Here is a 14,927-nt window from a genome sequence, read left to right on the forward strand (position 1 = left end):
AGTCTATATAACTTATTTATAATGGAATAATATTATTGAAATTATATAAAAAAATAAAAAAATAAAATTAAATTTTAAAAAAGTGTTGACGATGTTAAATTAAGATGGTATAGTATTACTTGTCCTTAAGAAAAGGGCAAAACAAAAATGAACTTTGAAAATTAAACAGTAGGTTAATTATAAAAATTCTTTTTTAAGAATTAAACACAAACAACCAAGCCAGATATTCAGATAATGATTAGCTGAGCGATGGACAACTTTTTAAATTATATTTGAGAGTTTGATCCTGGCTCAGGATGAACGCTGGCGGCGTGCCTAACACATGCAAGTCGAGCGATCTCTTCGGAGAGAGCGGCGGACGGGTGAGTAACGCGTGGGTAACCTGCCCTGTACACACGGATAACATACCGAAAGGTATACTAATACGGGATAACATACGAAAGTCGCATGGCTTTTGTATCAAAGCTCCGGCGGTACAGGATGGACCCGCGTCTGATTAGCTAGTTGGTAAGGTAATGGCTTACCAAGGCAACGATCAGTAGCCGACCTGAGAGGGTGATCGGCCACACTGGAACTGAGACACGGTCCAGACTCCTACGGGAGGCAGCAGTGGGGAATATTGCACAATGGGCGAAAGCCTGATGCAGCAACGCCGCGTGAGCGATGAAGGCCTTCGGGTCGTAAAGCTCTGTCCTCAAGGAAGATAATGACGGTACTTGAGGAGGAAGCCCCGGCTAACTACGTGCCAGCAGCCGCGGTAATACGTAGGGGGCTAGCGTTATCCGGAATTACTGGGCGTAAAGGGTGCGTAGGTGGTTTTTTAAGTCAGAAGTGAAAGGCTACGGCTCAACCGTAGTAAGCTTTTGAAACTAGAGAACTTGAGTGCAGGAGAGGAGAGTAGAATTCCTAGTGTAGCGGTGAAATGCGTAGATATTAGGAGGAATACCAGTAGCGAAGGCGGCTCTCTGGACTGTAACTGACACTGAGGCACGAAAGCGTGGGGAGCAAACAGGATTAGATACCCTGGTAGTCCACGCCGTAAACGATGAGTACTAGGTGTCGGGGGTTACCCCCCTCGGTGCCGCAGCTAACGCATTAAGTACTCCGCCTGGGAAGTACGCTCGCAAGAGTGAAACTCAAAGGAATTGACGGGGACCCGCACAAGTAGCGGAGCATGTGGTTTAATTCGAAGCAACGCGAAGAACCTTACCTAAGCTTGACATCCCACTGACCTCTCCCTAATCGGAGATTTCCCTTCGGGGACAGTGGTGACAGGTGGTGCATGGTTGTCGTCAGCTCGTGTCGTGAGATGTTGGGTTAAGTCCCGCAACGAGCGCAACCCTTGCCTTTAGTTGCCAGCATTAAGTTGGGCACTCTAGAGGGACTGCCGAGGATAACTCGGAGGAAGGTGGGGATGACGTCAAATCATCATGCCCCTTATGCTTAGGGCTACACACGTGCTACAATGGGTGGTACAGAGGGTTGCCAAGCCGCGAGGTGGAGCTAATCCCTTAAAGCCATTCTCAGTTCGGATTGTAGGCTGAAACTCGCCTACATGAAGCTGGAGTTACTAGTAATCGCAGATCAGAATGCTGCGGTGAATGCGTTCCCGGGTCTTGTACACACCGCCCGTCACACCATGGAAGTTGGGGGCGCCCGAAGCCGGTTAGCTAACCTTTTAGGAAGCGGCCGTCGAAGGTGAAACCAATGACTGGGGTGAAGTCGTAACAAGGTAGCCGTATCGGAAGGTGCGGCTGGATCACCTCCTTTCTAAGGAGTAATTGCCTACTGTTTAATTTTGAGAGCTTATTGTTCTCAAAATTAGTACTTAATTGTACTTTAGTACTTTGAAAACTGCATAACATTTAGTGATGATTAAATAAACCAATTATAAGAGAAGAAAACTCTTTAAAAAATAACACTTTTAATAACTGGTCAAGTTATTAAGGGCGCAGGGCGGATGCCTTGGCACTAAGAGCCGATGAAGGACGCGATAAGCTGCGATAAGCTTCGGGGAGTTGCACGTAAACTTTGATCCGAAGATTTCCGAATGAGGAAACTCACTTAGAGTAATGTCTAAGTATCATTAAGTGAATACATAGCTTAGTGAGGGGAACCCGGGGAACTGAAACATCTAAGTACCCGGAGGAAAAGAAAGAAATTCGATTCCGTAAGTAGCGGCGAGCGAACGCGGAATAGCCCAAACCAGTGAAGTTTTCTTCGCTGGGGTTGCGGACACATCATCAACAAAGAGGTATCGTAAACGAAGAGAGTTGGAAAGCTCCGCTATAAAGTGTAATAGCCACGTAGTTGAAACGAGAAGACTTTAGATGTGATCCAGAGTACCACGGGACACGTGAAACCCTGTGGGAAGCAGGAGGGACCATCCTCCAAGGCTAAATACTACTTAGTGACCGATAGCGCATAGTACCGTGAGGGAAAGGTGAAAAGAACCCCGGGAGGGGAGTGAAATAGAACCTGAAACCCTGCGCTTACAAGCTGTGGAAGCACTTTATATGTGTGACCGCGTACTTTTTGTAGAACGGGCCAACGAGTTACGATAGTAAGCTAGGTTAAGTACTTAAGGTATGGAGCCGTAGTGAAAGCGAGTCTTAAATGGGCGTTAAGTTTGCTGTCGTAGACCCGAAACCGAGCGACCTATCCATGAGCAGGATGAAGCGAAAGTAAAATTTCGTGGAGGTCCGAACCCACGAGCGTTGAAAAGCTCGGGGATGACTTGTGGATAGCGGTGAAATTCCAATCGAGCTCGGAGATAGCTGGTTCTCCCCGAAATAGCTTTAGGGCTAGCCTCAAGGTTGAGAAATACGGAGGTAGAGCACTGAATATCCTAGGGGGCATTGCGCTTACCGAAGATTATCAAACTCCGAATGCCGTTATTTTATACTTGGGAGTCAGACTGTGGGTAATAAGATTCATAGTCGAGAGGGCAACAGCCCAGATCGTCAGCTAAGGTCCCTAAATGTAAGTTAAGTGGTAAAGGATGTGGGATTGCATAGACAACCAGGATGTTGGCTTAGAAGCAGCCACTCATTTAAAGAGTGCGTAATAGCTCACTGGTCGAGTGATCCTGCGCCGAAGATTACCGGGGCTAAAACTTACTACCGAAGCTACGATATCATTTATGATAGGTAGGGGAGCTTCCTATGCAGGCTGAAGCATGACCGTAAGGACGTGTGGACAGTATAGGAGTGAGAATGTTGGCATGAGTAGCGAGACGTGGGTGAGAATCCCACGGGCCGTAAACCCAAGGTTTCCAGGGGAAGGTTCGTCCGCCCTGGGTTAGTCGGGACCTAAGCCGAGGCCGAAAGGCGTAGGTGATGGACAACAGGTTGAGATTCCTGTACCACCGATAATCGTTTGAGAGATGGAATGACACAGTAGGATAAGCTAACCACACTGTTGGTTATGTGTGGCTAAGTACTGAGGCAGTCAAGGCAGGCAAATCCGCCATGATAATGCTGGGGTACGATGGGGAGCGAAATTAAGTAGCGAAGTAGCTGATTTCACACTGTCGAGAAAAGTTTCTATCGAGATTAAAGGTGCCCGTACCGCAAACCGACACAGGTGGGTGAGGAGAGTATCCTAAGGCCAGCGAGAGAACTGTTGTTAAGGAACTCGGCAAAATGACCCCGTAACTTAGGGAGAAGGGGTGCCACGTTAGGGTTAACGCCCGAGGTGGCCGCAGAGAATAGGCCCAAGCGACTGTTTACCAAAAACACAGGTTTCTGCTAAGTCGCAAGACGATGTATAGGAGCTGACGCCTGCCCGGTGCTGGAAGGTTAAGGGGATCTGTTAGGATTTATCCGAAGCAGTGAACTTAAGCCCCAGTAAACGGCGGCCGTAACTATAACGGTCCTAAGGTAGCGAAATTCCTTGTCGGGTAAGTTCCGACCCGCACGAAAGGCGTAACGATTTGGGCACTGTCTCAACAACAGACTCGGTGAAATTGTAATCCCGGTGAAGATGCCGGGTACCTGCGACAGGACGGAAAGACCCCATGGAGCTTTACTGTAGCTTGACATTGAATTTTGGTGCTACATGTACAGGATAGGTGGGAGGCTATGAAATCGGGACGCCAGTCTCGGTGGAGCCATCCTTGGGATACCACCCTTGTAGTACTGAGATTCTAACCAGATACCTTGAATCAGGTATTGGGACACTGTCAGGTGGGCAGTTTGACTGGGGCGGTCGCCTCCCAAAGAGTAACGGAGGCGCTCAAAGGTTCTCTCAGCACGGTCGGAAATCGTGCGTAGAGTGTAAAGGCAGAAGAGAGCTTGATTGCAAGACATACAGGTCGAGCAAGGACGAAAGTCGGACTTAGTGATCCGGTGGTTCCGCATGGAAGGGCCATCGCTCAACGGATAAAAGCTACCCTGGGGATAACAGGCTTATCTCCCCCAAGAGTCCACATCGACGGGGAGGTTTGGCACCTCGATGTCGGCTCATCACATCCTGGGGCTGTAGTAGGTCCCAAGGGTTGGGCTGTTCGCCCATTAAAGTGGTACGCGAGCTGGGTTCAGAACGTCGTGAGACAGTTCGGTCCCTATCCGTCGCAGGCGTAGGAAATTTGAGGAGACCTGTCCTTAGTACGAGAGGACCGGGATGGACGTACCTCTGGTGTACCAGTTGTTCTGCCAAGGGCATGGCTGGGTAGCTATGTACGGAATGGATAAGCGCTGAAAGCATCTAAGCGCGAAGCCAACTTCAAGATAAGATTTCCCACCGTAAGGGTAAGATCCCAGGAAGACTACCTGGTTGATAGGTCGGAGGTGTAAGTGCAGCAATGTATGTAGCTTACCGATACTAATAGATCGAGGACTTGACCAAGATTATTTAATCTTACAAATGTTATTCAGTTTTTAGAGTACTAACTCTAAATAAAGATTATGCGGTTATTACAGCAAAGAGGATACACCTGTTCCCATTCCGAACACAGAAGTTAAGCTCTTTAGCGCCGATGGTACTTGGTGGGAAGCTGCCTGGGAGAGTAGGACGTAGCCGCGTAATCTTTTTATTTTACGTGGATTTGAGGTGGTTAGTATTAAGTTACATTTGAAGTCATAAAGCTGAGAAGATGCTTTAAAATGACTTCTGCATTGTAACTTAATACTAACCACTTTTTGTTGTGTAAACTAAAAATGATTACGCTTGTACGGTATGAGATAAAGAGATAAGAAAAGATGATTTTAAGTTTATGTTTCACGTTAAACGAGATACATTTTACTTTTAATAGTTTAATATTTAAAATAATTGCACATAAAGCCTTATATTAATTGCATATAAATTATTAAAATGATATGAGGTAGGTGCTTAGATATGAAGGTATATGATAGTAATAATATAAGAAGTATAGCTATATTAGGCCATAGTGGATGTGGAAAAACAAATTTAATTGAAGCAATGGCATATACTTCTAAAAATACAAATAAAATGCCTAAAATAACAGATAAGATAAGTATGACATATAGTATGAATTTAGTTCCTATAGAATATAGAGATTACAAATTAAATTTACTAGATACTCCTGGATATTCTGATTTTACAGGAGACGTTATATCAGCTATAAGTGCTAGTGATGCTGCCGTTATCGTCATAGATGCTACTACTAGCATTCAAGTTGGAACAGAAAAAGCACTAGAACTTGCAGGAGAATCTATACCTAAACTTATATTTATAAATAAAATTGATAATGATAAATCCAGATATAAAGATTTAATTGAAGAACTAAGAGATAAATATAGTAACAAAATAGTACCTATGTATATGCCTATATATAATGGTGAGGAATTTATTAAGCTACATAATATCTTTGAAAGTGATTCAGATTTATGTGATGAATTTAAAATACAAGTAGAAGGAACAAGAGATGGATTATTAGAGTTAATAGCTGAAACAGATGATGAATTATTAGAAAAATATTTTAGTGGAGAAGATTTGACAGAAGAAGATATTAAGAGAGGTACAACTATAGGTATTCAAAATGGAGATATAATACCAGTTATATGTGGATCTACAATAAACAATGTAGGTACAGAGGAAATATTAGGAATTATATCTAGCTATATTCAACCTAAGTGTGTATATGAAAATGATAAGTTAAATGGAAGCATATTTAAAACTATAGTAGATCCTTTTATAGGAAAAATGTCATATGTCAAAATATTACAAGGAAATATAAAAAAAGATATAGAAGTATATAATGTAAATAAGTCTGTAAAAGAAAAAATTTATAATATATATACTATGAATAATAATGAGTTATCTGAGATACAATGTGCTAATGCAGGTGATATAGTTGTTATGACTAAGGTAAACTCCTTGCAGACAGGAGATTTTATATCTATAAATAAAAATCATAAAGCAGATGAACAGCTTATCTTTCCTAAACCTCAAATATATTTTGCATTACAAGCTAAAAATAAAGGGGATGAAGATAAAATTAGTGCTGTTCTAAGTAAAATATCAGAAGAAGATCCTACGATTACATGGAGTAGGAATGTAGAAACTAAACAAGTTTTAATTGGTGGGCAAGGTGAGCTTCATATAAATATAGTTAAAAATAAAATGAAAGAAAAATTTGGATTAGATGTAGATTTAACAGATTTAAAAGTTGCTTATAGAGAAACTATAAAAGGAAAAGCAGATGTTCAAGGTAAGCATAAAAAACAATCTGGAGGACATGGACAGTATGGAGATGTTAAAATAAGGTTAGAGTATTCTAAAAATGATTTTGAATTTGAAGAAGATATATTTGGAGGGTCTGTTCCTAAACAATATATACCTGCAGTTGAGAAGGGAATAAGAGAATCTATGTCAAAAGGTATACTAGCTGGATATCCAGTTACTAATATAAAGGCAACTCTTTATGACGGATCTTATCATGATGTAGATTCTTCAGAAATGGCTTTTAAGTTAGCAGCTAATATAGCTTTTAAAAAGGGAGTAGAGCAAGCAGTGCCAGTTCTTTTAGAGCCTATAATGAAATTAACTATAGTAGTTCCAGATGAATATATGGGAGATGTTATGGGTGATATAAATAAAAAAAGAGGAAGAATATTAGGTATGGAACCTGATAATAATGGTAAACAAGTTATTTATGCAAATGCTCCACAGGCAGAAACATTTAAGTATGCAATAGATTTAAAAGCTATGACACAAGGTAGAGGTTATTTTGAAATGGAACTTGATAAATATGAAGAAGTTCCAATACAAATTGCACAAAAAATAATATCTAACTCTGAAATTAATTAATTTGCAAATTTAATTAAAAAGAAATCCTAGGAATATAATTCCTAGGATTTCTTTATTTATTGAAACAATAAAAACTATTAGGGCATATAGTATATATATATCTAATATTAAAATTGAGGAGGGACTATATTGTACTTTGACAAATTTTCTAAGGTAGCTCAAAAAGCGATAGATATATCTATAGAATATGCAAAAGAGTTTGGGCATAGAGTAGTTGGTACAGAACATTTATTGATTGGTTTAATTAAAGAGAAAGAGGGAACAGCTTCTAAGGTTTTATTAAAATTAGGGATGGATGAAGATATAATATGTGAAAAAATTATAGATATATATGGAATAGGAATTAATGATAGTACAGATGATATTTTTTTAAGTCCTAGAAGCAAAGACGTATTAGATAACTCAGCTATATTTGCAGAACAATTTGATAGTATTCTTATAGATACTGAACATATCTTGTTAGCAATTTTACAAGAAACAGATAGTTTAGCAGTGAAAATTCTAAGTATGAATAATATAACTGAGCAAGTCATAATTAAATCTTTGATAGAGGTATCTAGACCAGAAACAAGTATAATACTTTTTAGAGATGAAAGTAAAAACGAAGAACCTAAGAAAGAAAAGGAAAAATTAAATATTCCTACACTTGAGAAATATGCAGTTAACCTAAATGAATATGCAAAGAGTTCTAAATTAGACCCACTAATTGGTAGAGAAGATGAAATGCAACGAATTATTCAAATTTTAAGTAGGAGAACTAAAAACAATCCTATATTAATTGGTGATCCTGGAGTAGGAAAGACTGCTATAGTAGAAGGGTTAGCAATTAATATAGAAAGCAACAAAGTACCTAGTTCCCTTCAAGGAAAGCTTATATACAGTTTAGACATAGGAGGAATGCTTGCAGGAGCTAAGTATAGAGGTGAGTTTGAAGAAAGAATAAAGAAAGTAATAGAAGAAGTTGTCAAATCTGATAACATTATATTATTTATAGATGAGATGCATACTATAGTAGGAGCAGGAGCAACAGGAGAAAATTCTATGGATGCATCTAATATACTAAAGCCAGTATTATCAAGAGGAGATATACAAGTTATAGGTGCTACAACTATAGATGAATATAGAAAGAGTATAGAAAAAGATACTGGATTAGAAAGAAGATTACAACCAATTTTAATTGAAGAACCAACCAAAGAGGAATCAATCAAAATTTTAAAAGGATTAAAAGAAAAATACGAAAATTTCCATGGTGTAAAAATAACAGAAGAAGCAATAAAAGCAGCCGTTGATTTATCAAGTCGATATATTGTAGATAGATATCTACCAGATAAGGCAGTTGATATAATTGATGAGTCTGCATCTAGAATCAGAATGAAGAATTTAAAATTAAAAAATAATAAACCTACAGTTAATAGTGAAATAGTTACAGAGGTAATAGGTTTATGGACTGGAATACCTATAAGTAAAATAGTTAAATCTGAAGGAGATAAATTACTAAACTTAGAATCTATACTTCATCAAAGAGTTATTGGGCAAGAGGAGGCTGTAACTGCTGTATCAAAAGCAGTTAGAAGATCTAGAGCAGGATTAAAAGATCCCAAAAGACCAATAGGATCATTCTTATTCTTAGGGCCTACAGGTGTTGGAAAAACAGAATTATGCAAAGCATTAGCAGAAGCTCATTTTGGAAATGAAAATCAAATTATTAGGATAGACATGTCAGAATATATGGAAAAACATTCAGTTTCAAAGCTAATAGGATCTCCTCCTGGATATATAGGGCATGATGATGGAGGTCAATTGACCGAAGCTGTAAGAAGACATCCGTATACTTTAGTTTTATTTGATGAAATAGAGAAAGCACATGAAGATGTGTTTAATATACTACTTCAAGTATTAGATGAAGGAAGATTAACAGACTCTAAAGGAAGAACTGTAGATTTTAAGAATACACTAATAATTATGACATCTAATATAGGTGCAAAAAGTATAAATAAGCAACAAATAATTGGTTTTTCAGCTTCTGAAAATAAAAATGTAATTGATGAAAATTATAAAGCTATGAAAGAAAAAATTTTATCAGAAGTTAAGAATAGATTTAAACCAGAATTTATAAATAGGATTGATGATATAGTGGTTTTCCATAAATTAAATATAGATAATTTACATGAAATTTCTAAAATAATGCTTAGTAATTTAATAAGCAGATTAAATCAACTTAATATTAGCTTAGAAATTTCAGATGATGTTTTAAATCTTATATCTAAATATGGAATAGACTTAGAATATGGAGCTAGACCTCTAAAAAGGGCTATTCAAAAAGAAATAGAAGATGTATTAGCGGATATGATATTGAGTGAAGATATAAAAAAAGGAGATAATATAGTAGCTAAAGTTGTTGAAGAAAAAGTTATATTTGAAAATAAATGATTAAAAATGTAAAAAAATTAATCTTAAAACTGATTTTTTTATTGGAAATTACATTTAATTCTAAACTGATGATAAATGTAATTTCCGAGCTATGTATTTTATTAAATTAAGTGAATTTTTTTATATATTATAAATTTAACATATTAATAGATATATATGATAAAATTAATAATATATAAAAAATTACATAAGGGTGAGTTTATAAATGGCTAAAATAAAAACTAAATATGTGTGTCAAGAATGTGGGTATGAGAATAGTAAATGGCTAGGAAAATGTCCAGAATGTAGCAAATGGAATACATTTGTCGAAGAAATAGAAGAGAAAACTTCAAAATCAAATAAAGAAGTTTTTGTTATAGATAAATCATCATCTAGACCTTTAAATATAAACTCGATAGAAACTATAAAAGAGCAAAGATTTTCAACTTGCATAAACGAGTTAGATAGAGTTTTAGGTGGAGGAGTAGTTAAAGGATCATTAGTTTTAGTCGGAGGGGATCCAGGTATTGGTAAGTCAACATTACTTATACAAGTTTCAAGTAATGTTGCTAATAGCGGTAAAAAAGTTTTATACATATCAGGAGAAGAATCTGCATCTCAAATAAAAATGAGGGCTCAAAGATTAGGAATAAAGTCCGATAATTTATATATATTTGCTGAAAATAACTTGAGTATAATAGAAGCTCACTTAGAAAGTGTAAATCCAGACTTAATTATATTAGACTCTATACAAACTGTTTTTAGTCCTGAAATTACATCTGCTCCAGGTACTGTAAGCCAGATAAAGGAAGGTACTTCGAGATTTATGAAAATTTCTAAAAAAATGGGTATATCAACCTTTGTAGTTGGACATGTAACTAAAGAAGGTGCACTAGCAGGACCGAAGGTATTAGAACATATGGTAGACACTGTATTATATTTTGAAGGAGAACGATTCAATACGTATAGATTGATAAGAGCTGTAAAAAATAGATTTGGGTCTACAAATGAATTAGGTGTATTTGAGATGCGAGAAGTAGGATTAGTTGAGTTAGAAAATCCATCTAAAATACTTATAGCCGAAAAACCAAAAGATGTAGCAGGGTCTATAATTATATCTACAGTAGAAGGTACTAGACCAATGCTTTTAGAATTGCAAGCACTAGCATCACCTACTAGTTTTGGGATTCCTAAAAGAACGGCTACAGGAGTTGATTATAATAGAGTATCATTACTTATGGCTGTTCTTGAAAAACGTGTTGGTATGCAAATACAAAACCAGGATATATACATAAATGTTGTTGGAGGAATAAAAATTAATGAGCCATCTATAGATCTAGGAATAGTTATGGCTATAGCTTCTAGTTTTAGAAATATACCTATAGATGGGAATGTAGCAATTACAGGAGAAGTTGGATTAACAGGAGAAGTAAGAGCGGTGAGCTTTATAGAAAAGAGAATCGCAGAATGTAAGAAGCTAGGTTTCACTAAAATCGTTATTCCAAAGAGCAATTATGAGGCTGTTAAAGATGTAAAAGGGATAGATATATGTCCAGTGGATAGTGTAAGACAAGCTATAAATATGGTATTAGGAGGAAATAGATAAAATGGATGATTTTTTTAGTGGCAAAAAAGCAATTAGAACGCTAAAAATGATATCTCCTGGTACAGACCTTAGATTGGGAATAGACCATGTTTTAAAGGCTAAAACAGGAGGACTTATTGTAATTGCCGATAGCGATGAGGTTATGAGCATTGTTGATGGAGGGTTTGCTATAAATGCAGAATATTCTCCAGCATACTTATATGAGTTAGCTAAAATGGATGGAGCTATAGTTTTAAGTTCGGATATGAAGAAGATACTCTTTGCAAATGCTCAACTTATACCAGATTACTCAATTGAAACAGCTGAAACTGGAACAAGACATAGAACTGCTGAAAGGGTTGCAAAACAAACTGGAGGAATTGTAATAGCTATATCTCAAAGAAGAAATGTTATAACTGTATATCAAGGGGATAAGAAATATGTAGTAGAAGATATATCAAAGATATTTACTAAAGCTAATCAAGCATTACAAACTCTAGAAAAATATAAGTCTGTTTTAGACCAAGCTATAATAAGTTTAAATGCACTAGAATTTAAAGATTTCGTAACTTTGTATGATGTTGTACTCGTAGTTCAAAAGATAGAAATGGTTATGAGAGTGACAAATATAATTGAAAAGTATATAGTAGAATTAGGTGTGGAAGGTACACTTTTAAGTATGCAGGTTGATGAACTAATGGGAACAACTAAAATAGATCAAAATCAAATACTAAAAGATTATAAAAGAAATGATATGAATTTAGCTGAATTTAAGAAAAAAATTATATCATTATCATCAGAAGAGTTACTTGATTTAGCAAATATAGCAAAAATGTTAGGATATACAGGTTTCTCAGAAAGTATGGATATGCCGATTAGACCAAGAGGATATAGAATATTAAATAAAATACATAGATTGCCTAGTGCTATAATTGAGAATTTAGTTAATTATTTTGAAGATTTTCAGGATATACTATGTGCAACAATTGAAGATTTAGACGATGTTGAGGGAATAGGTGAAATAAGAGCAAAATATATAAAAAATGGACTTATAAAAATGCAAGAATTATCACTTATAGATAGACATATATAATATATTATGTCAAATTTGAAACAATATTGTGCTTGAATATAGTTAATAGTTTGATTATAATAAGAAAATATTAAGGAAAAAATATAGGGGGTGAAAATTTGGTATCTAAGATAATAAGAGCGATACTTACATTAGTAGGATTCGTGTTAGGTATGACAACGTATATATCATTAGTTCAAAAATTTCCTCAAATTTCGTTAGGATCAGAGCTATATGTATTTATAATTTCTATAGTTATTGGAGTAGTAATAGGTTTTGTATTCTTTATAATAGCTCCTTGGATTATGAACAAATCTAGGAAAATAGCAAAAGCTATGGATAGGGAAATTTCTAAATATCCTCAAACAGATATAATATTAGGTACTATAGGATTAATAGTTGGTTTTGTTATAGCTTATCTTGTAAGTCAATTAATATTGATGTTAAAGATACCTGTAATAGGAAGCTTACTATCTTTATTTACATATGTATTTTTAGGTTATTTAGGTAGTAGAATAGCACTAAAGAGTAAGGATGATATTTTTAACTTAAACAAGTTAACTAGATTATCAGTAAATAAGGACAAGAATTCTAAAAAAGAAGAAAAAAGTATACCACCTAAAGTTCTAGACACTAGTGTTATTATAGACGGTAGAATTGCTGAAATATGCCAAACTGGATTTATAGAAGGTAAGCTTGTAATTCCTACTTTCGTTCTAGATGAATTAAGACATATAGCAGACTCTTCAGATGACTTAAAAAGAGTTAGAGGTAGAAGAGGATTAGATATACTTAACATAATTCAAAAAGAATTAAATATTGAAGTTGAAATAAGCAACAGAGATTTTGATGATATAGCAGAAGTTGATGCAAAATTATTAAAGTTAGCTGAAACACTTGGGGGTAAAGTTGTTACAAATGACTACAATTTAAACAAGGTAGCTCAAGTTCAAGGTGTTGAAGTTCTTAATATAAATGAATTAGCTAATGCAATTAAACCAGTAGCGATACCTGGTGAACATATGATAGTTCAAGTTGTTAAAGAAGGTAAGGAATCTAATCAGGGTATAGCCTATTTAGATGATGGTACTATGATTGTAGTAGATGGTGGAAAGAAACATATGGGAGAAACTATAAGTGTTTTAGTTACATCAGTATTACAAACACCAGCAGGAAGAATGATATTTGGAAAACCTAAAGTTGATTAGTTAAAAGTCTTCAGGATAAAAGTTCTGAAGGCTTTTTTTGATAAAGTGAATTGAATTTTTTAGTTTATTAAAATTTAATTATTACTATGGTAAAATATATTTAAGTTATTTATTCGTATTATAAGAGGTGAGTTTATGAATGGTGTTGTAATAGTAGCAGCTGGAACTGGAAGTAGAATGAAGAAAGATATAAATAAGCAATTTATAAAGCTAAAAAATAAGGAAATTGTAGCACACACTATAGAAAAATTTTATAATAGTGAAAATATAGATGATATAGTTGTTGTTATAAGAGAAGATGAAGAAGAATACTTTAATAAAAATATTAAAGAGAAATATGGATTTACAAATATAAAAGTAGCACATGGAGGAAATGAAAGACAAGATTCTGTGTTCAATGGAATAAAAATGTTAAAAAAAGAATGTGATGTAGTACTAATACATGATGGTGCTAGACCTTTTGTAACAGATGATATAATAAAAAGATCTATAAATAAAGCTAATGAGCATAATGCTATAGTTGTTGGAGTTAAGGTAAAAGATACAATAAAAGTAGTAAGTGATAATGGAAATATTGTAGATACTCCAAACAGAAGTTATTTATGGGCGGTACAAACTCCTCAGGTTTTTAAATATGATATTATAACAAAAGCATACGAAGATGCATATAATAACAATTACTATGGAACTGATGATGCAATGTTAGTAGAAAGAATAGGTTATAATGTTAAAATGATAGAAGGGTCATATAATAATATAAAAATAACTACACAAGAAGACTTAGAATTTGGAGATCAAATTTTAAAAAATATATAATTTCGGAGGATAAAAAATGAGAGTAGGAATGGGATATGATGTTCATAAGCTAGTTGAAAATAGAAAATTAATATTAGGTGGAGTTGAAATAGAACACGAAAAAGGATTATTAGGGCACTCAGATGCAGATGTTTTACTTCATGCGATAATGGACTCTATACTAGGGGCATTAGCACTTGGAGATATAGGTAAGCACTTCCCTGATACAGATGAAAAGTATAAAGGTGCAGACAGTATGAAATTATTAGAGCATGTATATAATTTAATAAAAGAAAAAGGATATGCTATTGGAAACTTAGATGCGACAATTATAGCACAAGCCCCTAAAATGGCTCCACACATACAAAAAATGAGAGAAAATATAGCAAGAGTTTTAAATACAGATATAAACAATGTAAATGTTAAAGCAACAACAGAAGAAGGATTAGGTTTCACAGGGAACAAAGAAGGAATTTCATCGCAAAGTATTTGTTTATTAATTAACATTGACAATTAGAAATAAATTCTATAAAATTATTATAAATAATGTATCAAAAAGTTCACCAAGAACATAATAGTAGGTATA

The 14,927-nt window shown here is 35.2% G+C and carries 7 protein-coding genes and 3 rRNA genes; all 10 read left to right on the top strand.

From position 1 onward, the window contains the following. The first annotated feature begins 268 nt into the window (after positions 1-268). The 10 genes from ACN6I1_RS14955 to ispF all read left to right on the top strand — a co-directional run bounded on the left by ACN6I1_RS14955 (position 269) and on the right by ispF (position 14,858). Positions 269-1,770: ribosomal RNA gene (locus tag ACN6I1_RS14955) — 16S ribosomal RNA — on the top strand. 163 nt (positions 1,771-1,933) lie between these two features. Then, positions 1,934-4,848, top strand: a 23S ribosomal RNA gene (locus ACN6I1_RS14960). 60 nt (positions 4,849-4,908) lie between these two features. Beyond that, a 5S ribosomal RNA gene (rrf, locus tag ACN6I1_RS14965) occupies positions 4,909-5,025 on the top strand. Together the 16S, 23S and 5S rRNA genes form the textbook arrangement of a ribosomal RNA operon. A 312-nt stretch (positions 5,026-5,337) precedes the next feature. Continuing rightward, positions 5,338-7,272 (top strand): elongation factor G, encoded by a 1,935-nt coding sequence (locus ACN6I1_RS14970; RefSeq protein WP_419742319.1) that lies wholly within the window; start codon positions 5,338-5,340, stop codon positions 7,270-7,272. Between the two features lie 129 nt (positions 7,273-7,401). Continuing rightward, a complete protein-coding gene (locus ACN6I1_RS14975) occupies positions 7,402-9,702 on the top strand; it encodes an ATP-dependent Clp protease ATP-binding subunit (protein WP_419742320.1) in 2,301 nt (766 codons plus the stop codon). 205 nt (positions 9,703-9,907) lie between these two features. Further along, positions 9,908-11,287: a DNA repair protein RadA gene (gene radA, locus ACN6I1_RS14980; RefSeq protein WP_025162202.1), complete on the top strand. Its 1,380-nt coding sequence runs from the start codon at positions 9,908-9,910 to the stop codon at positions 11,285-11,287. Position 11,288: 1 nt separating this feature from the next. Next, positions 11,289-12,359: a DNA integrity scanning diadenylate cyclase DisA gene (disA, locus tag ACN6I1_RS14985; protein ID WP_148552198.1), complete on the top strand. Its 1,071-nt coding sequence runs from the start codon at positions 11,289-11,291 to the stop codon at positions 12,357-12,359. A gap of 98 nt (positions 12,360-12,457) precedes the next feature. Then, positions 12,458-13,546: a PIN/TRAM domain-containing protein gene (locus ACN6I1_RS14990; protein ID WP_021431481.1), complete on the top strand. Its 1,089-nt coding sequence runs from the start codon at positions 12,458-12,460 to the stop codon at positions 13,544-13,546. Between the two features lie 135 nt (positions 13,547-13,681). After that, a complete protein-coding gene (gene ispD / locus ACN6I1_RS14995; protein ID WP_419742321.1) occupies positions 13,682-14,362 on the top strand; it encodes a 2-C-methyl-D-erythritol 4-phosphate cytidylyltransferase in 681 nt (226 codons plus the stop codon). Between the two features lie 16 nt (positions 14,363-14,378). Then, positions 14,379-14,858: a 2-C-methyl-D-erythritol 2,4-cyclodiphosphate synthase gene (gene ispF, locus ACN6I1_RS15000; protein ID WP_021428178.1), complete on the top strand. Its 480-nt coding sequence runs from the start codon at positions 14,379-14,381 to the stop codon at positions 14,856-14,858. Positions 14,859-14,927: the final 69 nt, after the last annotated feature.

This window comes from Paraclostridium dentum (assembly GCF_048568265.1).
Taxonomy (GTDB): Bacteria; Bacillota; Clostridia; order Peptostreptococcales; family Peptostreptococcaceae; genus Paraclostridium; species Paraclostridium dentum.

Bases quoted from the DNA above. Each gene is read 5' to 3' on its own strand.
- ispF (WP_021428178.1), top strand. From the start codon at position 14,379: ATGAGAGTAGGAATGGGATATGATGTTCATAAGCTAGTTGAAAATAGA.
- disA (WP_148552198.1), top strand. From the start codon at position 11,289: ATGGATGATTTTTTTAGTGGCAAAAAAGCAATTAGAACGCTAAAAATG.
- ACN6I1_RS14970 (WP_419742319.1), top strand. From the start codon at position 5,338: ATGAAGGTATATGATAGTAATAATATAAGAAGTATAGCTATATTAGGC.
- ispD (WP_419742321.1), top strand. From the start codon at position 13,682: ATGAATGGTGTTGTAATAGTAGCAGCTGGAACTGGAAGTAGAATGAAG.
- radA (WP_025162202.1), top strand. From the start codon at position 9,908: ATGGCTAAAATAAAAACTAAATATGTGTGTCAAGAATGTGGGTATGAG.